Origin of the sequence: Anaerococcoides asporogena (assembly GCF_029590275.1) — a bacterium.
Lineage (GTDB): Bacteria > Bacillota > Clostridia > Clostridiales > Clostridiaceae > JG1575.
Genome location: NZ_CP120965.1, coordinates 3378466 through 3402224 on the forward strand (window position 1 = coordinate 3378466; position 23759 = coordinate 3402224).

At 47.0% G+C, this 23759-nt stretch carries 19 protein-coding genes and 2 pseudogenes; 11 read left to right on the forward strand and 10 right to left on the reverse strand.

Annotation, left to right across the window (positions count from 1 at the left end; all coding sequences use genetic code 11):
- Positions 1 to 29 precede the first annotated feature (29 nt).
- From P6M73_RS15385 to P6M73_RS15395, 3 genes are read left to right on the forward strand one after another with little or no spacing between them, the layout of a single operon-like run.
- A complete protein-coding gene (locus tag P6M73_RS15385) occupies positions 30 to 344 on the forward strand; it encodes an ABC transporter permease family protein (RefSeq protein WP_277853898.1) in 315 nt (104 codons plus the stop codon).
- An 8-nt stretch (positions 345 to 352) separates the two neighbouring features.
- Entirely contained in the window at positions 353 to 1672 is a 1320-nt protein-coding gene (locus P6M73_RS15390) for an ABC transporter permease (RefSeq protein WP_277853899.1), read from the forward strand.
- The gene (locus tag P6M73_RS15395) at positions 1673 to 2635 is read left to right on the forward strand and encodes an ABC transporter ATP-binding protein (protein ID WP_277853900.1); all 963 of its coding nucleotides are present in this window, start codon (positions 1673 to 1675) and stop codon (positions 2633 to 2635) included.
- 317 nt (positions 2636 to 2952) lie between these two features.
- Here P6M73_RS15395 and P6M73_RS15400 read toward each other — a convergent pair whose 3' ends face one another.
- Both P6M73_RS15400 and P6M73_RS15405 read right to left on the reverse strand, forming a co-directional pair.
- On the reverse strand, positions 2953 to 3606 hold the full coding sequence (locus P6M73_RS15400; RefSeq protein WP_277853901.1) for a hypothetical protein: 654 nt from the start codon (positions 3604 to 3606) through the stop codon (positions 2953 to 2955).
- A 360-nt stretch (positions 3607 to 3966) separates the two neighbouring features.
- A complete protein-coding gene (locus P6M73_RS15405; RefSeq protein ID WP_277853902.1) occupies positions 3967 to 6270 on the reverse strand; it encodes an ATP-dependent helicase in 2304 nt (767 codons plus the stop codon).
- Between the two features lie 1097 nt (positions 6271 to 7367).
- On the opposite strand from P6M73_RS15405, the gene P6M73_RS15410 reads away from it, so the two are divergent.
- Positions 7368 to 9311: a restriction endonuclease gene (locus tag P6M73_RS15410; protein WP_277853903.1), complete on the forward strand. Its 1944-nt coding sequence runs from the start codon at positions 7368 to 7370 to the stop codon at positions 9309 to 9311.
- Positions 9312 to 9392: 81 nt separating this feature from the next.
- On the opposite strand, the gene P6M73_RS15415 is transcribed toward P6M73_RS15410, so the two are convergent.
- Complete coding sequence (locus P6M73_RS15415; protein ID WP_277853256.1) at positions 9393 to 10892, reverse strand: IS5 family transposase; 1500 nt, start codon at positions 10890 to 10892, stop codon at positions 9393 to 9395.
- Between the two features lie 514 nt (positions 10893 to 11406).
- Here P6M73_RS15415 and P6M73_RS15420 point away from each other — a divergent pair.
- Positions 11407 to 12183: a transposase gene (locus tag P6M73_RS15420; protein ID WP_277853904.1), complete on the forward strand. Its 777-nt coding sequence runs from the start codon at positions 11407 to 11409 to the stop codon at positions 12181 to 12183.
- The gene (locus P6M73_RS15425) at positions 12177 to 12905 is read left to right on the forward strand and encodes a transposase (protein WP_277853905.1); all 729 of its coding nucleotides are present in this window, start codon (positions 12177 to 12179) and stop codon (positions 12903 to 12905) included. The genes P6M73_RS15420 and P6M73_RS15425 overlap by 7 nt, the downstream gene beginning before the upstream one ends.
- Positions 12906 to 12915: 10 nt before the next feature.
- Here P6M73_RS15425 and P6M73_RS15430 read toward each other — a convergent pair whose 3' ends face one another.
- The 5 genes from P6M73_RS15430 to P6M73_RS15450 all read right to left on the reverse strand — a co-directional run bounded on the left by P6M73_RS15430 (position 12916) and on the right by P6M73_RS15450 (position 16850).
- Positions 12916 to 13290 (reverse strand): group II intron maturase-specific domain-containing protein, encoded by a 375-nt coding sequence (locus P6M73_RS15430; protein ID WP_277853906.1) that lies wholly within the window; start codon positions 13288 to 13290, stop codon positions 12916 to 12918.
- 170 nt (positions 13291 to 13460) lie between these two features.
- Positions 13461 to 13610 (reverse strand): hypothetical protein, encoded by a 150-nt coding sequence (locus P6M73_RS15435; RefSeq protein WP_277853907.1) that lies wholly within the window; start codon positions 13608 to 13610, stop codon positions 13461 to 13463.
- 99 nt (positions 13611 to 13709) lie between these two features.
- Positions 13710 to 14135 carry a YolD-like family protein gene (locus P6M73_RS15440; protein WP_277853908.1) on the reverse strand — a complete coding sequence of 142 codons (426 nt, stop codon included), beginning with the start codon at positions 14133 to 14135 and terminating at the stop codon, positions 13710 to 13712.
- Entirely contained in the window at positions 14132 to 15661 is a 1530-nt protein-coding gene (locus tag P6M73_RS15445; RefSeq protein ID WP_277853909.1) for a Y-family DNA polymerase, read from the reverse strand. Before P6M73_RS15445 ends, P6M73_RS15440 begins: the two co-directional genes overlap by 4 nt.
- Positions 15662 to 15833: 172 nt before the next feature.
- A complete protein-coding gene (locus tag P6M73_RS15450) occupies positions 15834 to 16850 on the reverse strand; it encodes an aromatic ring-hydroxylating oxygenase subunit alpha (RefSeq protein ID WP_277853910.1) in 1017 nt (338 codons plus the stop codon).
- A 452-nt stretch (positions 16851 to 17302) separates the two neighbouring features.
- On the opposite strand from P6M73_RS15450, the gene cphA reads away from it, so the two are divergent.
- From cphA to P6M73_RS15470, 5 genes and pseudogenes are all read left to right on the forward strand, one after another.
- A complete protein-coding gene (gene cphA / locus P6M73_RS15455) occupies positions 17303 to 19957 on the forward strand; it encodes a cyanophycin synthetase (protein ID WP_277853911.1) in 2655 nt (884 codons plus the stop codon).
- Between the two features lie 952 nt (positions 19958 to 20909).
- Positions 20910 to 21065, forward strand: a pseudogene (gene rd, locus P6M73_RS17075) (rubredoxin); the annotation flags it as partial.
- 384 nt (positions 21066 to 21449) lie between these two features.
- The gene (locus tag P6M73_RS17080) at positions 21450 to 21581 is read left to right on the forward strand and encodes a rubredoxin-like domain-containing protein (RefSeq protein WP_489666509.1); all 132 of its coding nucleotides are present in this window, start codon (positions 21450 to 21452) and stop codon (positions 21579 to 21581) included.
- A 2-nt stretch (positions 21582 to 21583) separates the two neighbouring features.
- Positions 21584 to 21772: pseudogene (locus P6M73_RS15465) on the forward strand (4Fe-4S binding protein); the annotation flags it as partial.
- Positions 21773 to 22069: 297 nt separating this feature from the next.
- Positions 22070 to 22564, forward strand: a complete 495-nt coding sequence (locus P6M73_RS15470) for a rubrerythrin family protein (RefSeq protein ID WP_277855796.1) — start codon at positions 22070 to 22072, stop codon at positions 22562 to 22564.
- Positions 22565 to 22721: 157 nt separating this feature from the next.
- On the opposite strand, the gene P6M73_RS15475 is transcribed toward P6M73_RS15470, so the two are convergent.
- Both P6M73_RS15475 and P6M73_RS15480 read right to left on the reverse strand, forming a co-directional pair.
- On the reverse strand, positions 22722 to 23336 hold the full coding sequence (locus P6M73_RS15475; protein WP_277853913.1) for a 4Fe-4S binding protein: 615 nt from the start codon (positions 23334 to 23336) through the stop codon (positions 22722 to 22724).
- Positions 23333 to 23665, reverse strand: a complete 333-nt coding sequence (locus tag P6M73_RS15480; protein WP_277853914.1) for a cupin domain-containing protein — start codon at positions 23663 to 23665, stop codon at positions 23333 to 23335. The genes P6M73_RS15475 and P6M73_RS15480 overlap by 4 nt, the downstream gene beginning before the upstream one ends.
- Between the last annotated feature and the right edge of the window lie 94 nt (positions 23666 to 23759).

The window sequence follows — 23759 nt, forward strand, 5'->3', positions numbered from 1 at the left end:
GGCAGTTCCCCGTCGATTTCGAGGTAACCATGGTTTCATCTACCCCTTCCCGTCGGATCGACCGCTGGTTTGATCCCACTCTTCGGGTCATCCTGATTGCCGGGATCCTGCTGTTTATTCTTTATCCCATCGGATCCGTCATAGCCACCAGTTTTTATTATCGCGGCACTTTCACGCTGCAAAATTACATGGACCTGGCCGATCCGCGCAATGTCACGCTGATTCTGAACAGCCTTCGAATCGGCATTGTTTCATCTGGGATCGCTGTACTGATTGCGCTGCCATTTCCCTCTTTGCCTTTGGACAGGCTGCTGTCGTCAAGAAACGGATCGAAACCCTTCTGATGGTGACGATGATCTCCCCACCCTTTGTATCAGCTCTGGCCTACATCATTCTGTTCGGCCGGCGGGGTCTCATTACGCACGGCTGGCTGGGACTGAGCGTCAATCCCTACGGCTGGCACGGCATTGTCATTCTGCAGGTCCTGGGCAGCATTTCCTTTGCAACCCTGATGGTTCTCAACTCGCTGGGCAGCATCGATCTGCGCCACCTCCTGGCCGCTCAGGACCTGGGAGCCCGTCCCGGGGCCATCCTTCGAACCGTGGTTCTGCCCCTGCTGCGTCCCACCCTGCTGTCCGTGTTCTTCCTCCTGTTTACTATGAACATCGCGGACTTTGGGACCCCCATCGTCATCGGCGGGAATTTCAAAGTGCTGGCCACTGAGGCCTATCTCCAGGTCATCTCCACCCCGCACCTGGGAAAGGCGGCTGCGATCAGTGTCCTGATGCTGCCTTCGGCCATCGTTGCGTTTTATTTCTATCAGAAGAGTTTCAGCCGGACGGATCTGACCAGCGTCGGTGTCACCTCGCTGAAGAACGACGATTACCGCTTTCCCCTGCCCAGACCGTTGTCGATCTTTCTGGGAAGCCTGGTCGGCCTGTATTTCTTCATCATGCTGCTCAAATACGGCAACATTTTCCTTTCCACCGTCGCCAATACCTCGACAGGCAAGATTGTCCTGACTGACCAGTACTTCAAAGACCTTCCGCTGACATTTTTCAAATCCTTCCGCGCCAGCATCGCCCTCTCCGCCCTGGCCGGACTGATCGCCCCCCTACTGGGAATCCTTCTCTCCTACTACGTACACCGGAGACGCCTGAATTACCTGAAGCCCGTAGAATTTATCGCCTCCCTCCCCTTCATCATTCCAGGCACGTTCTATGGCCTGGGCTATGTTGCCGCCTTTTCCCATCAGCCGCTGATGCTGCGCGGAACTTGGCTGATCCTGGGAGCCAATATGGTTTTCCGCCAGATCTCAGTATCCAACAAAGCAGCCAATTCCTTCTTTGTCACCCTGGATCACCGGCTGGAACATGCCGCTTCCGATCTGGGCGCATCAAAGTTCCGGATCCTGGGCAATGTGATCCTGCCCCTGACCAGACCCATCTTCTTCACTAGCTTCATCTCTGTGTTCACCTCGAGCATGACCTCCATGGGGGCCATTGCCTTCATCGTATCCCCGGGCATGAATCTGGCCAGCATGGAGCTGTTCGGCTCCGTCGAAAACGGCCGCTATGGCGTAGCCTCAGTTCAGGCTGTCATGATGATCGCTGTCATTGCCCTGGTAAACGTCATTGTTCTTGCCATCAAAAATCGAAAGCGGGTGACTTAAATGTTTTTGGAATTGCATCAATTGCGCAAAATGTATGATCAGGAAAACGGAGTCCGTCAGCTCGATCTGGAAGTGAAGCAGGGGGAGTTCATTACTCTGCTGGGCCCCTCCGGCTGCGGCAAGACTACCGTGCTGAACCTGATCGGAGGTTTCCTGCGAGCCGATTCCGGTCGGATTCTGCTCGATGGCCAGGACATCACCAATCTGCCGCCCGAAGAGCGCCCCATCTCCACCGTGTTTCAAAGCTATGCGCTGTTTCCCCATATGAATGTCCTGGACAACGTGTGCTACGGACTGCGCTTTTTCCGCCATCTCTCAAAAAAGGAAGCACTCCCCCGGGCCTATGAGTACCTCGAGATTGTAGGACTCAAAGGATACGAAACCCAGTCCATTCAGAAACTGAGCGGCGGCCAGCAGCAGCGCGTAGCCCTGGCACGCTCCATGGTCATTCAGCCGAAGCTGCTGCTCCTGGATGAACCCCTGTCCAATCTGGACGCCGGACTGCGCGTTCGCATGCGGGAAGAGCTGAAAGAACTCCAGCGCAAGCTGGACATCACCATGCTCTTTGTCACCCACGATCAGGAAGAGGCCCTGTCCCTGTCCGATCGGATTGTCCTGATGGAAAAAGGCGAAGTCCGACAAATCGGCACCCCGGAAGAGATCTATCATCATCCAAACTCCCCTTATTCCTCCTCCTTCATGGGCGAGTCCAACTTCCTGGAAGACCCCCAGGGCATCCACCTCCTGCGACCGGAAGATATCATCATGGAAGCTGACCCCACTTCCCCGCATCAGGTCATCGATCGCACCTTCATGGGCTCTCACACCATCTACCGCGTCCGGTACAACCAGCAGATACTAACCGTCGACGCAGCAGGCAGCAGTCAAAGCACCCACCAGCCGGGCGACCGGGTAGCTCTCCGCTTCGGCAGATCCACCCGCCTCCCGGGAGAGAACTGTTGACAGGAAAGACTTATCCCACCCTTGGTCTGACAATAAAAGATTGCTTAAAGATAGAACATAGAAGAACGGGTATTTAAGAGAGATGCTCCAAAAGCAATAAATTAATGCAATCTCAATTCGAACGACATCCCCAGTCCGATTACTTCGGTCTGGGGATGTCGTTCGTTAGATATTGAGGCGCGAACCCATACATGAAACAGTCATTGAAACACTGGGCTATCCCTTAGTCATTAAGGCCGATTTTGACCTTCTTACTCATCAAGGCCATCATACACCTGGGATGCTATTTTTTATTCATATACACTGGATGAGAAATATTATTTGGCCAGGAAAAGATCCTTCAGTTTTTTCCCTTCCTCTGAATTTAGACAGACCCTTGTCTTATTAAGTGGCTGTCTAGTAATCTGATGGTTGATTTCCGTGGCTGTTACGACCTTTTGCTCATCGATGACATGTCCCTGACCATCGACACTTTCCTGCAAACATTTTTTGTCATAGCTAACACTTACTGAATACTCATCCCATACTTCGAAACGACTTGATCCATCAGCTTCATCATTCAAGCGGACCAGAGAATAGTCGTTGATCTGGTAATCGGTTGTAACTGTTCCCGCACCCACGATGCCAACTTTGTTCAAGTAAACAAATACATAATCTCCTGGAACTAATCGTTCAATGGTACTTTTGGTATCTCCCCAGGCAGATACTTTATTCCCCAGAAGCATGTGCAAATGCCCCTCAGGCATATAAGTGTTATTTGAGTTGAAGATATAGTAGTTTGGATTTTCCGCCTTGAAGTAATCATCCACAAAACGTGAAGAGATGTCACTGATGATTTGATTCCTTGATGTTTCAAGTTCATCTGCTATTTCTGACAACTTCTCAAATACAGGTTCATCAATCGTAATCGTTACAGATTTCTTCTTCTGAGATTGATTTTTCAAATTCCGGATATAATCAATATTTGGCATAGTATCACCTCTGGTTTAAGAGTACAACTTGAAATATCAACCGTCAATACTTTTCGATTATTTTTTAATTTAATTTCTAATAAATTTTATTAGAAATAAGTTAATGAGACATGATACAAACTTCCGATTTTTGTTTGGATTTTTTTGTACGAATCCCCAATAACAATTTCCATTCTGATATACTAAATAGTTCATCCTTTGCCAATCCTGGTCTGTTATCTAAAACTAAGGTTTTGAACCTGATGGGAGGGCAAAGTCCGAAACCCGGACCTAGAATAGTTTCCCTATAGATAAGCGAAACCGCTGAATGCATTTATTTGAGTACATTCAGCGGTTTTCGTTTCCTTTGGATAGGTCCTCCTACTGAATCAGACCATGATCTGCCAGGGTCTGGATCAGGAACTTCCGGACCTGGCCTGAGCCTTTGAATTGAATGCTGACTGTGGTGCCGTCATTGTGCTGGATGCTGCCTTCGCCATATTTGATGTGTGTAGCAGTTGACCCCGGCGTGAGCCGGGCAGCAAGCAGCTCCGGATCCATGGCTGATGCGGTGACTGACTGGTTTGTCTTTCTGCTGGTTTTTCTCTCCGGCTTTGGTTTTGAAATGACTTTTTTTGCCGTCACGACTTTCCGCTGGCGATGAAGTTCAGACAGGCTCTGAAGATCAAGCTCGCCTTTGGGGTACTCGATCAGTAAATTCAGGCCGCATTGAGCAATCACCTTGCCCGTGCCATTCTTGCGATGAGCGTAGGACTTTCCGACGAAGGAATTTTCCAGAACTGAAAAAATGCTTTCTTCCTTGTGCACTTCCACCGGGAGGGCTTGCCGGGCTTCCCGGGTAAAGGAGGATTCATTCGTGCCGCAGCTGAAGAGATGGAGCTGGTTTTTGGCCCGGGTCATGGCTACATAGTACAGCCGGCGGGCTTCTTCATATTCTTGGACTTCCTCTTCCGAAGTTCGATCCGGAAACGCTTTTGCCGGAAGAATTCCGTCTAACACATCCAGTAGATAGACCTGATCGTACTCAAGCCCCTTGCTGGAATGAATGGTGGACAAAATGAAAGGAGCTGAGGAGGTGCCATGACTCTGGATGATCTGCTGCAGCTGTGCCAGCCGGTTCAGCAAATCCTTGGGACTGGCCTGTCCTTTCCCCAGGAGGATCAAGGTATCAAACTTGCCGGCATCGAGTTTGGAAGTATCCACGTAATAGCCATACCCGGAAGCCTTGATCCTCCGAATGGCTTCAGCGCCGGTGCATTCCACCAGCTTGGGCAGCAGCGACATCAAGTCACTGACTCCCTCCTTGGCATACCCGTTCAGCTCCGGGTAATCCATCATTTCTTCCAAAATTGTCCTGCCGCTGATCAGGCTTTGTTCGCAGGCATACTGCGCTGCCTTCTTGGGGAGCGGACTTCCGAATTTATAGTAAATCCTCAGGAAAGCTTCCCTGTCCGTCGGATCATAGGCCAAGTGAATGATGTCGGTAATATCTGAAACCACCCGATGGGTGAAGAAGGCTCCGTCAAACTGCCGGCACTGGTAGGGAATCCCCTGCCGATCCAAGAGATCAATCAGGGGGAGTGCGCTGTCATTGTTGCGAAAGAGGACTGCAGTTTCTGACCGGCAGGTCTTAGCCACTTCAAACAGATATTTATACTGCGCTTCCCGATCGACGGCATCGATGACCTGAATCGGCTCTCCGCTCCCCCGAGTGGGAACCATGGTCTTGGGGTGGCGAAAGCGGTTCCTTGACACAAAGGCGTTGGCCACTGACACAATCTCGCTGGTAGAGCGGTAATTCTGTTCAATCAGCAGCACCTTGGCTCCCGCATGCTCCTGGCTGAAGTTCATCAGTGCCTGGGGGTAGGCAGCCCGAAATCCGTAGATGCTCTGATCCTCATCGCCCACCATAAAAAGATTACCGTATTTTTGAGCCAGCAACCGAATGATGGCATGCTGAATCCGTGAAGTATCCTGGGACTCATCGACACAAAGGTAACGGTACTGATCCTGAAAATAATCCAGCACCGCCGGGAATTTTTCCAATATACCCAGCGCATATTTCATCTGATCATCATAATCCATCAGACCTTTTTCCCGCAGCTGAGCACAGTACTCTTCATAGATTTCAGGAAGCTTCTGAATGCCGACATCCAGGTCATTGATTTCGTCCGACGTGAGCATCATGTTCTTGATGTAGGTGATTGCAGTCCGCAGATCCTTCACCGTACTGGGGGTGGAAAACTCCCCGGTAACCCGCTGATAGACCTGGGTCAGCAGCCTGGACACCGCCCCTTCATCCGACAGGAGCTGGAAGGGTTCTCTTCGGCCATGATTGCGGCTGTAGTAGTCAATGATTTTTGCCGACAACCCGTTAATGGTCCGAAATTCTAAAGCATTCGCATCGGAACTGCCAAACAGACCGGCAAACCGGCTCTTCATTTCCTGCGTAGCAGCCACTGTATAAGTCATTGTCAGAATCGATTCCGGGGCAATGCCCAGACAGTGAATCAGATAGCCCAGCCGCAGCACCAGCACGGTGGTCTTCCCACTGCCCGGCACAGCCAGCAGCAGCGTGGCGCCGTCGCTGGACTGCACGGCTTCCCGCTGCTGCTCATTCAGATGGGTCATGTATTGCAAGGAAAACTCTTGCTTCGTTATCATTACTATTCTCCATTTCATGTCAGTCACTGAGGATCTAAATATTATGCACACCCTCTGGGGTCTTGATGATCCGGCGCTCTTCGGTTGGTGCAATGTGGTTGAAATTCTAAAGATCCAGGTGTTCCTGTTAATCCTGCATTTATGAAATTATCAATGCTTACTATGGGGATTTCTATGAGGATTAATCTCATAACATGATAGCATGAATCCGACCTGTCACAGAGCGATAATTTCTTTGGGCCGATGTTTGAAAGTAAATCTATAATATTCTGTTCTTATCTCATCACAGCTTTAATTCAAAAAGCTTTCAGATCACTTGTTATCATCTCTTCACCTTTCTTCCAAGATTGGAAGCCAGTGGCTCCAGGTCCTCTAGAAAAGCAGGTAGTCTATTGCAGGTTTTCCAAAGCCGGGCCATTAGCTCGGCGCTTCGTTATGCCCTCCTATTTCAATGAGGTATTAAATGCTGTGGTATACATCCCGATAGTGAGATCTTATACTCGCCCGCTCCGCTTTCTTTTATATGGCCTAGAAGAAAATCTGGCAGGTCTCCTCCGGATATTCATCCACCGGCTGCTCCGCATAGTAGAAGATCTTCTGTAGGAATTTCCGAATGATCATCAGGATTATCTCGATTACATCTTTCTCTACCAAAAGATCCTGATAACTTCCTATCTCCAGCGTTCAACTCATCTCATACTGATGTTTCTGGATGAATCCTTACCCAATCTCGACGCCGAACTATGCATCGCATGAGGGAAAAACTGAAAAAACTCCATCGCAAGCTGAACGTGACCATGCTCTATGTCACCCATAATCAGGAAAGATCTCTATTCCTTTCCAATCGGGCTGTGCTGATGGAAAAAGTGAAATCCGACAAATTGGCACCCCGGGGAGCAACTATCATCCGAAGAAGTGCAGTTGACTTTCATTTTTGATCCTTAGGTTTTACTGAATCTCTTCAGTTATTAATTATTTCCCTCTTCGTCAAGTAAATATCACTAAGGCATTCAGATTTGAAATGAATTGTTAGCTTTAAAACGTTATGATAAAATTGTAATAAAATTAAATATAATTTAAATTATGAAGGTGGAAAGATGATAGATTTAAACGAAAAAACTGAGCAATTGTCGCACAAACCTATACAATTAATTAAGTGGCTTAGAAAAGAAACAGGGCTTGGGCTGGCTGAAGCAAAAAATATTGTTGATCAAGCAATATTAATAAAAAATAAAGATTATTCTATCAATGTCAATTATTTAGTGCCTGGCAATGAAGTTTCATCGAATGAATACAAATTCAAAAGACCTGACTTAACAGGAGAAGGATTCATTGATGTAGTTTATAACAATAATCGGTCAAAGATAATAAAATATCAGCAGGAAATTTGGCATACCGGTCTTTCTGAACATAAAATCATTTCGGCACCTGATGAATCTATGCTACTTAATAAAATTAGGATGCAATATGATAAATGGGATGCTGCCTGGAAATTACAAGAAGAGAAAAGGAACAAAATTGCAGAACAAACGAGCAATTCCGAAAACGCTGAACTCCGTTCCATGGTTGCTCAAAAACAGATATATGATTTAGAAGAGATCCTGCACTCATCTTTAGAATGGGATAGTAGACTTGATTGGGAAACTCTAAAAAACAGTGATGCCTTTGTAAATAAAAAACCAACAGCGCCTTCATATCCTACATTATTCGAATTAGTTGAGAAACCATCTAAGAATAATCCGATTTACCAGCCTAAATTACCAGCTTTGGTAGGATTACTCAAATCAAAGAGAGAAAAAGCTCAACATGAGGCTGATGCTATTTATCTAAAGCATGTTCATGAGTGGGAAGAAAGTAATGATCTTCTAAAAGCAGAAAATGAACGTCTGCTAGAAGATTACAACGAGGAAATAAAGACATATCATGATGATCTAGAAAAATGGGAAGACTCAATGACCCGGTTTTATAAAAAGCAGAAAGAATATAATCATAAAATTGATGATTTGAAAAATAAATTTGAAACCCTAGATGCTGAAGCAATTAGAGTGTATTTGGAAGCTGTTTTAAATAACTCTCCCCTTCCAATTCCTTTTACGAAGGAATTTGAAGTAGATTATATTTCTGACACCAAAATATTGATTGTGGATTATATGATCCCTAACATGGATCATTTTCCACGCCTAAAAGAAGTAAAATACAATGCCTCAAAAAACGAATTCAAGGAGTCTTATTATACTGATAGTCAAACAGAAAAATTATACGATTCCACAATTTACCGCTTTATTTTGCGAATACTCCATGAGCTTTTTGAAGCAGACACCGTTGATGCGCTGGAAGCTGTTTCCCTTAATATATGGGTAAATTTTATTAATCGAGCTAACGGAAATCCTGAGAGTGCATGTATATCAAGTATACAAGTCAAAAAAGAGGAGTTCCTCAAGATTGATCTTCGGCATGTAGACCCAAAGACTTGTTTCAAGTCTTTGAAAGGCGTTGGTAGTTCAAAACTTGCCGGCGTTACTCCTATCCAACCAATTTTAACTATTAACAAGGAAGATAAACGTTTTATTTCATCCTATGATGTAGCATATACCCTTGATGAATCTAAAAACTTGGCTGCTATGGACTGGGAAGATTTCGAGCACCTAATTAGAGAGCTCTTTCAAAAAGAGTTTTCTGTTAATGGCGGTGAAGTCAAAGTGACCCAAGCTAGTAAAGATGGGGGAGTCGATGCAGTAGTATTTGATCCAGATCCAATTAGAGGCGGGAAAATAATTATACAGGCAAAACGTTATTCAAACACTGTAGGTGTATCAGCTGTTCGAGATCTTTTTGGAACAGTAATGAATGAGGGCGCAATGTTAGGCATTTTAGTTACAACAGCAGATTATGGGCCTGATGCTTATAATTTTGCAAGTAACAAACCACTTCGTTTACTTAATGGTGGAAACTTGCTAAGTTTACTAGAGAAACATGGTCATCAAGCAAAGATTGACTTAAAAGAAGCTAAAATGATCAATAATTCGAATCGTAAGGGATAGCCATAAGATGGGTACAGGAATGATCAGTGACGAGTTAAAAACCTCAGAACTAATTAGAGGGTTATGAATAATTGCTACTTTTCAGGAAGCAATTGCATAAACCTCGAAAGATATGTAGAAATTGAAGACTTGGTTTTTGTCAAAAAAAGAAGCAAGATGCTTCCTCAGGTTGCGGAAGGAATTCATCACAACAAAACTAACACAGATCATCACCTCAGTGGCTTGCTGTGTTCTCTCCATAATTCTGTCTAGACCATACTTCCGTTTGCTTTCTCCGATTTTGGCTTCCACCATATTGCGATCGCCAGCCTCCTGGACCTCTGCTGCTCGCTGCTGCTGGCGCACCTGAGGATCCTTTGGGGGTCTGCCAAGTGCCGGACCGTTCATTCGGATATTCTTGCTTTTGCAGAATGCCAGGTTGGCTTTGTTTCGATATATCTTATCTGCCAGGATCCTTTCAGGATATGATCCTGTTCTTTCTTTGTAACGCTCAGCACTCTCTTGCAAGGTCAGGGCTTCATTGAAGTTTTCAAACGAAAAATACTCCATTCGCACATACCCATCCACCGTTGAGAGGGCAATTTTCGAACCAAACTCGGTGTTGACGGATGCCTTGCCCCGCTTGATAGGCCTTACCCAGGGCTGGGACACACTGACAATTCGACGTTCGATCCGGTTAATTTTTAACTTCCACATCTCAAACTGCTGATCATGAATCAAAGACAGTGTCTTGAGTGCATCCATCGTCTTTGGGCTGATGGGTTTGTTCATGGCTGGTGAGTCAAAGTATCCCAGGCAGCGTTTCAGCAATCTCAAGAGAATACCCTGTTTTTCTCGGAACTGGGCTGGAGTATTTTTTTTCGATTTGGAGATGCTCAAATAAGCCTGTCTGGCATGATTCAACAATGACTTCTGAGTTTTGGTAATGGGTTTTCCTCGTGTTATTTCTAGATGACGCATGGCTGAACAGACCGCCTCATACAGGAGGCGGATATCCGTCGGGAAGTGGATGTCTTGTGGAACACAGGTAGCATCCAGGATCAACGTACCGCTGTTTGTCTGTACCAAGTCATTGACCGAAGAAGTGCTCGACTCAGAGTCTTTGGGATCGCTTTCCCCCGAATGGCCGCCGCTCGAATCATCATCACTATCATCATTGGACGATGGTTTCTTTAAGGGATTCTGAGCAATAATAGCTTCATTGATTTGGCAAATTTCTGCAGCTGTAAAGCGTTGCCTGAAGTAAGACATCAAGCTGGTATCAAAGGGCAATTCACTTGAGAATTCTTCGAATCCAAGGAAAAACTGAAGATATGGATTTTCACGAACCAGCTCAATCAAATCCGCATCAGAGACATTCAAGGCTTGTTTGAGAAAAAGAGCGCCAAAGGCCAGTCTGGATGAGTATGCCCGGTTGCCACGAGGCCCATTGAACTTAGTGGCATAGATTTCTTCGATGAGATCCCAGGGCATTTGATGGGATAATTTCACCCATCGATTGGAGGGATCAATGCTGACCCCATGGAAACCACTTGGGTATTCAAACACCGAAATTTGACGATTTCTCTTCTTAAAACCCATAAAAATCTCCTGAATACGAGCAAAAATGCTGAAATTTAATGAAAACTTATAACTTTATTATACCAGAAACCAGTTAAAAGTGGCTTGAACACTATGTTCCGGACCCATTCAGCAGTCTCTAATTATTCCACACAAAATTTTTTGCTTATTCTTTACTCTTACCATACGCCTGAAAGTGAGTATTTTCATAAAAGATCATCCGTTATAAGGAAGATAATCTTTTTCAGGAGAGTCAAATCGAGTAGCTAGAAGGCAGGGAGCGACCCTGTCTTCTTTGCTCTCACAGAACCGTACGTGCGTTTTCCGCATTCGGCTCATGCAGTTTCTATCACGATGTGTGACAATAAGCCAACTTTGACTTTTGTCATTTCACATAACCCTAATTCATCTAAGTAGAGACTGCTGAATGGGCCCGGAACCTATTCTTCAAGCCACTTTCAGCTGGTTTCTGGTATAATAAAGTTATAAGTTTTCATTAAATTTCAGCATTTTTGCTCGTATTCAAGAGATTTTTATGGGTTTTAAGAAGAGAAATCGTCAAATTTCGGTGTTTGAATACCCAAGTGGTTTCCATGGGGTCAGCATTGATCCCTCCAATCGATGGGTGAAATTATCCCATCAAATGCCCTGGGATCTCATCGAAGAAATCTATGCCACTAAGTTCAATGGGCCTCGTGGCAACCGGGCATACTCATCCAGATTGGCCTTTGGCGCTCTTTTTCTCAAACAAGCCTTGAATGTCTCTGATGCGGATTTGATTGAGCTGGTTCGTGAAAATCCATATCTTCAGTTTTTCCTCGGATTCGAAGAATTCTCAAGTGAATTGCCCTTTGATACCAGCTTGATGTCTTACTTCAGGCAACGCTTTACAGCCGCAGAAATTTGCCAAATCAATGAAGCCATTATTGCTCAGAATCCCTTAAAGAAACCATCGTCCAATGATGATAGTGATGATGATTCGAGCGGCGGCCATTCGGGGGAAAGCGATCCCCAAGGCTCTGAGTCAAGCACTTCTTCGGTCAATGACTTGTTACAGACAAGCAGCGGTACGTTGATCCTGGATGCTACCTGTGTTCTACAAGACATCCACTTCCCGACGGATATCCGCCTCCTGTATGAGGCGGTCTGTTCAGCCATGCGTCATCTAGAAATAACACGAGGAAAACCCATTACCAAAACTCAGAAGTCATTGTTGAATCGTGCCAGACAGGCTTATTTGAGCATCTCCAAATCGAAAAAAATACTCCAGCCCAGTTCCGAGAAAAACAGGGTAATCTCTTGTAATTGCTGAAACGCTGCCTGGGATACTTTGACTCACCAGCCATGAACAAACCCATCAGCCCAAAGACGATCGATGCACTCAAGACACTGTCTTTGATTCATGATCAGCAGTTTGAGATGTGGAAGTTAAAAATTAACCGGATCGAACGTCGAATTGTCAGTGTGTCCCAGCCCTGGGTAAGGCCTATCAAGCAGGGCAAGGCATCCGTCAACACCGAGTTTGGTTCGAAAATTGCCCTCTCAACGGTGGAGGGGTATGTGCGAATGGAGTACTTTTCGTTTGAAAACTTCAATGAAGCCCTGACCTTGCAAGAGAGTGCTGAGCGTTACAAAGAAAGAACAGGATCATATCCTGAAAGGATCCTGGCAAATAAGATATATCGAAACAAAGCCAACCTGGCATTCTGCAAAAGCAAGAATATTCGAATGAACGGTCCGGCACTTGGCAGACCCCCAAAGGATCCTCAGGTGCGCCAGCAGCAGCGAGCAGCAGAGGTCCAGGAGGCTGGCGATCGCAATATGGTGGAAGCCAAAATCGGAGAAAGCAAACGGAAGTATGGTCTAGACAGAATTATGGAGAGAACACAGCAAGCCACTGAGGTGATGATCTGTGTTAGTTTTGTTGTGATGAATTCCTTCCGCAACCTGAGGAAGCAGCTTGCTTCTTTTTTTGACAAAAACCAAGTCTTCAATTTCTACATATCTTTCGAGGTTTATGCAATTGCTTCCTGAAAAGTAGCAATTATTCATAACCCTCTAAGTAGCTGTACAGAATTAGCATATGGATGATGTGGACTTTGGAGTTCTTCCACTGCTTCATTCGAATCATCCGGAGTCTTCTCCGGATCCAACCCATGAGATTGGCAACCAGTGATTTGATGTCTGCTACTCGATAATAGTTGATCCATCCTCTAAGCACGGGTGTCAATTCCTCCACCACTGCCCCCAATGGCCTGCCACTGTTTCTGCGGGTGATTCGACTTACTTTATCCCTGAATTTCTTCAGCCGTTTGGGCTGTATCGAGATCCATTTACTGGATATCCGCACGCCTAGGAATTCAACTCCCTCGCATATTTTGGTCAGATGGGTCTTATCCTTGTTCACTGTCAGTTTCATGTCGTTTTCCAAGATCCCATTAGGTAGATGACAGGGTTTCTTTCAACCCATCTGCTCGGCAACATGCCCCGTTTACGAAATGCCGTTCGGAGTTCAATCCGAACGGCATTTCTTTGGGAATGATGATTTCGGCCCGACTCAGAGAGCAATGGTTTCTGAGATGGTCAATTTCAGCAGGCGATATTGAACTCCGCGGGCTGGTGATCCAGAAGGTCTTCCTGGATATGTTCCATATCCAGGGGCATGCCGGAAACCGCGGGATCGTCGGGCAGTACCAAAGCCCGTTCTTTTTGCCCGAGCATCAGCAGCTGCCTCATCATGCTGCCGCCGGCAGTCCGGGCGCTTCGATCACCAAATCCAGTTGATTAGCCGTATTCTACTCCCACTCCTCAGAGATTCTTTCCCCAGAGATTTTTTCCTCATGGTCCGATTTTTCGGAAGATCTCTCCCCTCAGGGCAGCCAGATCGTCTAGAGGTATGACCGTACCGTCTTCCATTATCAGCCGCTGTCCGGATGCATCGATCTTTCTGATGCAGCCGGTCAGCGTTTCATAGGATCCGCCGGGTTTCCTGGGGTCTGGCAAAAAATAAGTCAGGGTGACCAGCGGTGCCTGATCCAGCTGCTCCTGCAGCAGGATCAGGCGATCATTCAGGTCCGCTTTGACGGATTCATCCAGTTCAACTTTCTGATCCGTTGTTCGTCCCGTTTCATGGATCGCCGACTCAAACCCCGTCAAAGCGGCAAAGGGTGAGAACTGGGCCGCCCGGTCATGGGCTGACATATGGGGCCGGGTCGAGGAGCGATGATGCGGCAGATCGATGATGTCTTCATAGGGATGGCTCATGCTTTGTGTCCTCCGATCTGCTGGTTGCGGGAAATGGTTGTGGCGTCTTCCTCCAGGTTCATTCCCTTGATCACAGCATTTTTGCCGTATTTTTTCTGAATCCCGATGACGGCTTCCTGCATTCGTTTTTCTCGCGCCAGCTTTTCGGCTTCTTCCGCCTGCTTCGCCTGGAGCGCATCATAGTCGGTAAACAGATCCATCTGCTGGTAAGTTTCGACCGGCTGAGCGGTACTTTCTTTTGTTACATGGTTGGCCGTGATATAAACTCGTCGGACCAGGAGGTTGGGATCCACGATCCGATCAAACAGTGCCATGACCGCGTCCATAATTCCTTTCGTCGAGGACGTCTGGCGGCCCAGATTGGTTGAGCCATGAGCATTCTTAGGCGTCCTGCGCCCGTAACGATCCGTGGTGATCTCACCGCGGTAGGACCGGCTGATCTCGGGATTTGTCAGATTTTCTATGTCATAGCCGATGGTCAGCACCATCTGGTCCGTGACCAGCCCCTTGTCCACCAGATCCAGCACCAAGAGGTCTGTCATCTCCCGCAGGATCAGCCTGGCTTTCTCCGCCGGGTAGGGCGATTGAAGAACCTGGCCGGAGCCCATGCTGTTCGAACCCGGCCTGTACGCCTTAATATCGGCGATGGTACATGGCTCCCAGCCCCAGGCGTGGTCAATCAGCAGCTCCGCATTGATGCCAAAGAGGCGATACAGCAGGTCCTCATTGTGATAATCGTTGGGTTTACCGACGGAGCATCGGGCCACATCGCCCATGGTATAGAGTCCGTTGGCTTCCAGCTTCCGCCCATAACCCGGCCCGACCCGCCAGAAGTCGGTAATGGGCCGATGGGTCCACAAAAGCTGGCGATAGCTCATCTCATCCAGTTCCGCAATGCGGACGCCATTCTCATCCGGAGTAATATGCTTGGCCTGAATATCCATGGCGATCTTGGCAAGATACAGATTGGTCCCGATCCCTGCCGTCGCCGTAATTCCGGTGGTCCGCAGGACATCCCGGATCATCCTCATGGTCATCTCCCGCGGAGACAGCCGGCAGGTGTCCAGATAGTTCGTGACATCGAGGAAGACTTCATCGATGGAATAGACATGGATGTCCTCCGGTGCCACGTATTTCAGATATACTTCGTAGATCCTGGTGCTGTACTCCATATACAGCGCCATCCGGGGCGGGGCAACCAGATAGGCAACCGCCAGCTCCGGCGAAGCGTTCAGAATGACCTGATCGATGGATTCCCCCGTGAATGTCCGGCCGGGAGCCAGGCGCGGTCGCTCCGCGTTCACCGCTTTGACCCGCTGCACCACTTCGAATAATCTGGGCCGCCCGGAAACCCCCAAGGATTTCAGGGAGGGGGAAACGGCCAGACAGATCGTTTTTTCCGTCCGACTGGCATCCGCCACCACCAGATGGGTGGTCATGGGATCCAGTCCCCGCTCAATGCACTCAACGGATGCATAGAACGACTTCAGATCGATCGCCACATAGACCCGATCCTGTTTTCCCATCTTGCTTCCCCCCTTTCGACTGTACTTATATAGGACTCATCCAAACCTTGTGATACCAAAAAATTACTGAATAAGGCATGACGCTTGTCCCCGCCGCGTCTGGACCGTTTGCCAGACCCAGACCGCCGGAGCTCAAACTGTCGGATCTAAAACTGCCGGACCTCAAACTGCCTCATCTGATTTCAGCTGCACCTGATTCTGTTCTCTGCGACTGATCCGGCGAACCTGCCTGGTTCAGTTCCTCTCTGATCTTTCGGTATTTAATAATGGGACCGTCGCCCTGCAGCAGCTTTTCGCGCGACTTCAGCGAAGACGCCTTTGGCTTCTGGGTGATGACTACCCGTCGGTCCTGGCGCTCGACCATCCGGTTTCCGAACTTGCCCAGGCAGGCAATCATGCTGTTCAGCGGCCTGGCATTTGCCAGCTTGCAGTAGAACCGGATATACAGGACGGTATTTTCGTCATCCACCGGTGCGAAATAGATCATTACTTTCATCTGATCACTGATGTGATTCAGCCACAAGTTGGGAAACCGGAAGCTCAGATACGTTTCCTTGATCACACTGTCTTCGGGTAACCTGGGCAATTGCCCATGATCCGCTTCGTTATTGGCGCTGGTGGTAAGGATCCCTTTCTCCCACACAACTTTAGGGCCATGGACCAGCGTCTTGTTGCCCCGGCCGATGGTGTTGTGGTGGACAAACGGCAGGTGCACTACATCCAGCTGGTTTTCAATGCATCGGGAATAATGGGCGTTCCAATGGTCTTCGATTTCACTATAAGAGAAGGACTCGTCGATCTCCCGGTCAAAGAAAGGCAGATCCGATGATGCCTGCTCCGGATCTCCGTACCAGAGATAAATGATACCGTGTTTTTCCCTCACCGGGTAATGTCGGACGTTGTAGCGGCTGAGATCCGCCCGGGAAGCTTTTCCGTTGGCAGGAATGAGCCGGCACTTGCCCTGGGGATCAAACCGCAGTCCATGAAACGGACACTGGATACAGTCATCCCGGACCTTCCCCAGACGCAGCGCCGCTCCCCGATGCGTGCACTGGTCCACGACACAGCCCAATTTCCCTGTTTTACTTCTGAACACAGCCAGTTCCAGATTCAACCGCCTGACTCCTACAATCTGTCCCGGTTTGACTTTAGTGGCTGGAAGTATGGCATACCATTGATTGGAGATCATGACACGCACCTCCCGAATTCTTTTTCTCTGCCGCATTGGATTCATCTTTATTATAATTGCCAGCTGATCCCAATGCCAGTCAACCCGATTCACCTCTTCCCTGCTGCTCCTCCAGAATCTGATACCCTCATGCGAGGACTGCTCATCTGGAAAAGAAGCCCTCAAACCGTCGGAAGCTACACAGCAGCATCTCTTTTGATCAACTCAGTAAACAATCCCATAGACTCCGGTCCAGATCAGTGTATTTGTCCTCAGGTGAAATCCATTGATTTCGTTCGAAGCGATGCTTTCATTGCCTATTCACAGTATTTTTAAATTCCACGAGTAAATCCAATAAAATATGTTAAGTTCTAAATAATCTATGAAATCTTATGAGGTTACAATGAAATCGGCTCGATGTCAGGTAAGATCAGAATACCCAATCTGATGAAATCTGAATAAGGAGTACAGTCATGAAACTACTTGAGATCCGGGCTCTTCGCGGCGCCAATTATTACAGCCGCCACCCCGTGATTTTTATGAAAATCGATTTGGAAGAACTGGAATATAAACCAACGGATACCGTGCCCGGCTTCCTGGACAGCATGAAGCGAATAATGCCCAGCCTCATCGACCATACCTGTTCTCCAGGATACCGCGGCGGATTTTTCGAACGGGTTGAACGGGGGACATGGGCAGGTCATATACTGGAGCATCTGGCCATTGAACTGCAGTGTCTGGCCGGTCATCACGTCACCTTTGGCAAGACCTATACCATGCCGGAACCGGGCATCTATCAGCTGGTTTTCCGCTACCTCGATGAAGCAGTAGGGCTTCGTTCTGGCCAAATGGCAGCAGAACTGGTCCTGAAGCTGTTTGAAGGGGTTCCCGCTGACATTGATCCAATGATTGCAGAACTAAAGACGATTGCAGAGGAATCCCGCCTTGGTCCGTCCACCACTTCCATAGTTGAAGAAGCGGCTCGCCGGGGCATCCCCCACCTTCGCCTGAATGAAGACAGCTATGTCCAGCTCGGGTACGGCCGTCATCAGCGCCGGATTCAGGCTACCATGATGGATACTACCTCCGCTCTGGGCGTCGAAATTGCCGATGATAAGGAATGGACGAAGCGGATACTGAAGACCAATGGCATCCCTGTCCCGGAAGGCACTTCGGTGGACTCCTTTGAAGAAGCCCTGGCATCGGCCGAGAGCATAGGTTATCCTGTGGTGGTCAAGCCGCTGATCGGTAACCATGGCCGAGGGGTTACAGTAAATGTCAGAGATCCCGAGGATCTTCTCACGGCGTACGAACTGGCCAGGGGCATCTGCGATACTTGTGTCGTAGAGCAGTTCATCGAAGGCTTTGACTTTCGCATCCTGGTCATCAACTACCGGTTTGCGGCAGCCGCCCTCCGCGAACCCGCCTTTGTCATCGGCAACGGAATGGATACCATCAGCCAGCTCATCCATCAGGTCAACCAAGACCCCCAGCGGGGCGAAGGCCATGAAAAAAACCTGACACGGATAATCAGCGATGAAGCGACCCAACGCCTGCTCACAGCCCAAGGTTTGACACTTCAGAGCGTTTTGCCCCGCGGTGAGAAACTTTATGTCAAAACCACAGCCAACATCAGTACCGGCGGAACTGCTGTAGATGTCACTGATCTGGTGCACCCCCACAATCAACGGATGGCGGAGCGAATCGCCCGGCTGGTGGGACTCAATGTCATGGGAATCGATGTCGTAGCCCCCTCCCTGCAGGAGCCGCTTATCTCGGGTCACTCCGGGATTGTTGAAGTTAACGCAGCGCCTGGCTTCCGGATGCATCTGAGTCCGAGCATCGGTCAGCCGCGCAATATCGCCGCTCCCATCATCGATATGTTGTTCCCAGCCGGCTGCCCTCATTCCGTTCCTGTCACAGCCGTCACCGGAACGAATGGCAAAACCACCACATCCCGTCTGATTACTCACATCCTGCAACACAACGGAAATGTAGTAGGGCTGGCCTCCACAGACCAAGTAGTTATTGATGGAGTGGAAGTTGTCCGTGGGGACTACAGCGGACCGGAGGGCGCACGCCTCGTATTGTCAGACTCCTCTGTCGAGCAGGCAGTGCTTGAGGTTGCACGCGGTGGGATCCTTCGTCGCGGACTGGGCTTTTCCACCTGTGATGTGGGAGTACTCCTCAATATCAGCTCGGATCACCTCGGCGAAGGTGGAATTGATACCCTGGAGGATTTAGCCCGTCAAAAATCCACCGTGAAAGAGGGCGTTGCCCCGGGCGGCTGGGCGATATTCAATGCGGATGACCCGAGAGTACTCGCTTGTGTCGAACGCTCCAACGGGAATCCATTCCTATTCTCAATGGATTCCGGACACTCTGCTCTGGCTGCCAATCTTGCAAAGGGGAACCGCAATGCTGCGATTGATGAGACCGGACAGATCGTAGTGCAGACACCCGATGGAATCTTCCCAATCGCTCCCGTGACAGAAATTCCCATTACCTTTGAGGGAAAAGCAGTCTTTAATATTCAAAACGTCCTGGCTGCCACTGCCGCGACGTTTTCTCTGGGACTTGATCCGGAGCAAATTCGCGCCGGACTCATCAGCTTTCAAGCTTCTGTGGAACAGTCCCGGGGAAGGATGAACGTTTTCGAACTCGGCGACTTCAAGGTTATCATTGATTACAGTCATAATGTGGCAGCAGTCCATGCTACTGGTGAGTTCATTCAAACTCTGATGCCAGGCAGAAAGATCCGTATGGCTTCGGGTGTCGGCAATCGCCGCAGCGAGGACCTTCTGGAATTTGGAAAAGCCATCTCTTTGTATTATGACCACATCGTCCTATGCGATTCTGATCCCCGGGAACGCGTACCCGGCGAGACAGCCCGCCTAGTTAAGGCAGGCCTCCTTCAACGCGGCTTCCCGGCTAACTCCGTCACCATGGTGATCGATGAGAAAAAAGCCGTTCACCACGCTCTCGGTATGGCTCAACCAGGCGATCTGGTCGTTCTGCAGGTGGATGACATTGATGCAGTCATCGCAGAAGTTCAAAACTGGCAGAAAAAATCTTCAACCCCTGAAACCTCTGATCCAATACTTCCAGCAATGAAAAGTCAGTCATAGCAATAAGCCTTCTGAAGAAAACCTGACACCGAACCACTAGTTGTTGGGACAGGAGCTCAAAAAAATCATTTTGAGCTCCTACTGGAATGATGTTGTATATGGTTAATAACTAATTGTTGATAATTCCAATAGACTCCCCAGACCATATATGACCCTGATTACTCCGGATGAACTTCACCTGTGAAGATAAATACTAGCCGACCATCCCAAGCTTTTATGGGTGGTCGGCTAGTAGTGGTACACTTTAGTTTACCGATTTTAACAGAGGTCAACGATTGTTTCGAAGACGTCTGTAATTTGGTCGGAATGATAAGATTCGAACCTGTGACTTCTGATCTCGAAAACGCTAATTTACAGTTGGTTTTATTCATCCGAACAGCTGTCATAAAATTGGTTGCGTTTTTGACTTTTTAAGTCGGCTTAGCTCATACCTTTATTATCCAGCAATTCTACATATTTTCAGAAGAACACTATGCCCGATTAGAATCACTCCTTGAAAGCATCATAAAAAGTCTCACCTTGTTTTGATACGAACAAAATCTTATCTTTATCCACAGGGTTTGTTATATGAATTGTGTATTCCTTGAGTTCTTCTGGAAAGTTGGCAGAAATAACATTAAAATTATCCATCAGTTGTTTCCAAAAATCAATTCCGACTTTTTGCCCTTGCATCGTTAAGGCAATACCCGTAATAATGGTTTCGTTAGTTGGATCCAGGTAGAATGTGGTATTTTCTAATCTTAGGGGTCAATCACAAAAACTGTGGGATTTTCCCAAGTTGACATGGAGCCTCTGTCGGCGTGGTTCCGCCAGCCTTGCCGCTAGGCTGCATAAATGCTGGGCTAGTCGGCCAGTCAGGCTACCACGTCGACCTCTCCGTGTAAACAGGGAAAATCATAATCCCACATAAAAAGTGATTGAGCCAAATTAGTTATGAAAAGGAGGAGATAGCATGAGCAAATATGTATGTTCCATCTGCGGTTACATCTATGACGAAGCAGCGGGTATTCCTGAAGCTGACATTGCACCGGGCACAAAGTGGGAAGACCTGCCGGAGGATTGGGTTTGTCCGCTCTGTGGAGCTGCAAAATCGGATTTTGAAAAGCAAGGTGAGCCCTCTGCTCCAGTAGTGAAAAAACCGATATCGGTCGTTGAGTCATCCAGCGATATGAAAGAAATGTCGCCATTGGAAATCAGCGCACTCTGTACTAACCTAGCGCGAGGCTGTGAGAAGCAGTATAAAGCTGAAGAAGCTGCTCTTTTCAATGAACTTGCTGGCTTCTTCAAGACAGTAACAGCACCTGCAAAAGAACCAAGTGTAGATAAACTGGTCGAGCTTATTGAAAAAGACCTGGCTGAAGGCTTCCCCAATGCCAATGCTGTAGCATCTAATATCAACGATCGAGGTGCACTTCGCGCCCTGGTGTGGAGCGAGAAAGTTACCCGCATCTTAAAATCTCTTTTGAACCGGTATCAAAAAGAGGGTGACACCATGCTTCAAAATACCGGCGTATACGTATGTACCATTTGCGGCTTTGTCTACGTAGGAGATACACCGCCGGATATTTGTCCAGTATGTAAGGTGCCGAATTGGAAATTTGAAAAAGTTGAAGGGAGGTCATGAGAATGTCTAAAAAATACGCGGTGAGAAATATACGTCTGTGCACGAAAGACTGCTTGTGCCTCTACGTCTGCCCTACCGGTGCTACTGACACCGAAAACAGCATCATAGATGTATCAAAGTGCATCGGCTGCGGAGATTGTGCTGATGCTTGTCCATCCGGTGCAATTTCGATGGTGCCTTTTGAGTACCCAGCCCAGCAGCCTAAAACAGAAGCTGTAATCGGTGCGATGAAGGTGCTAATGCGCAGTAAGTCCGAGCAGGAAAATATCGCTTTAGGTTTACCAGGAAAACTGGCAGCCGCCATCGAAAAATCCAACCATATCATGGCTGAGGATATCATTCGAGAAGCAGGCTATATGATCCCCCAAAGTCAAAATGCGAAGGATTTTCTGCAGTCACTTCTTGATCAAACTCAACCCGAAGGATTCCCAAAAGATGCTGTGAACAAACTATTAGAATCTCTATTTAAAAACAAGGAGGACAATAAAGTGAGTGAAAACAAAACATTTGATAACCTGATGGAGGCTTTCGCCGGAGAATCCCAGGCAAACAGAAAGTACCTGGCTTATGCAAAGAAAGCAGAAAAAGATGGAAAGCTCAACGCAGCTAAGCTTTTCAAGGCTGCATCCGACGCAGAAACCATCCATGCCTTAAAGCACTTTGAAGTAGCAGGAAAAATCAGCTCAACAGTTGATAACCTAAAGGATGGCATTGCAGGTGAAACCCATGAATACAAGGAAATGTATCCTGATTTTGTAAAAGAAGCCGAAGCCGTTGGAAATAAAGCCGCCCTTATGTCCTTCACCTTTGCGATGAAGGCCGAAGAGGTTCATGCTGGGCTTTATCAGGATGCACTAGAAAATCTTGACCAGACTGAGGAGGTTTTCTATTATCTCTGCCCTGTCTGCGGAAATATCGAAAAATTCCAGCCAGATAAGTGCAGCATCTGCGGTGTTCCAGGGGACAAATTTATTAAATACTAAAACATCACTTCTTGAAGTTGTTTTCTTTGTCATGTAATTCGCTTTTTCAACAATTGAAAAATATATAAGATGGCTGGGTAAAAAATTTTTATCGGGAGAATTGATAGATAAAAACGTTGGCAGTTGATGTAATTAATGCCAACGTTTTTATTTGTTACTATTTATAGCTAATAGCTTCTTGTTTGCATTTTCTTGAACATTCCATACATACGATACAATCGCTTTTGTGAATTTCATGATGATCTTCATATTTTTCGACGGCTTTTGCGGGGCACACGCGCATGCATACACCACAGTTATTACATTTGTGAGAATCGATAGCCATATGGTACTTGGATGTTTTTGATGACAGATGAAGAATAGTGCCATATGGGCATAAGTAGCGATGCCATAACTCCTCAGGGAAAAGAAAGGTTAATAACATTCCTATCATAAATAAAATAGGTAGAATGGGTAGCTTCTTTCCGGTAAACATAGTAAAAATAAAAACTATGACAAATACACCTAAGGCAACATAACGTACCCATGCTTTTGTTAAAAACGATGGTATTTTCATACTTTTTATATGAAGCTTCTTTTTTATCCATGTAACACCAATCATGACGGTATTGATTGAACATATCCATCCACAATAGATACGCCCCAGCACAAACGATGAGACGATACCTAAAAGAAACAGCCCCATCCATAACTGTACTTTACCACTAATAATTAGGAAAACGAAAAGAGCAAGAAAGAGTATTTGAATTACACGCTGTAATGTTTTTTTCATACTGATACCTCTTTATAGTTCGTAGGGTTAGGAGATTTGAGTACAAAAAAATCCAGAACACATTCATCAAAATTATAGACATTCATTTTAGTGTTATAGGGAATGCTGACAATTTTGCCATGTGCATATTTCTGAGGTTCCTGATCATCAAGCTTTAAAGTCATAATTCCTTTGATAATAACCATGTATACATTCGAATTTGAATAATGTTCGGGGATCCCTTCTCCTTTAGGTAAAATCATGTGATTTATGAGTATAGATTCGTCATCAACTAGTTTCTCTATCTGTTTTGTATCTTTTTTAGAAAAATCATATAGTTTTTCTATCATATCGAAAGCTCCTTTCAATTTAAAATATAAAATATATATAATCATACAACAGAGTGGGGTATAATATAGTTACCAAGGAAACTATTTAGGTGGT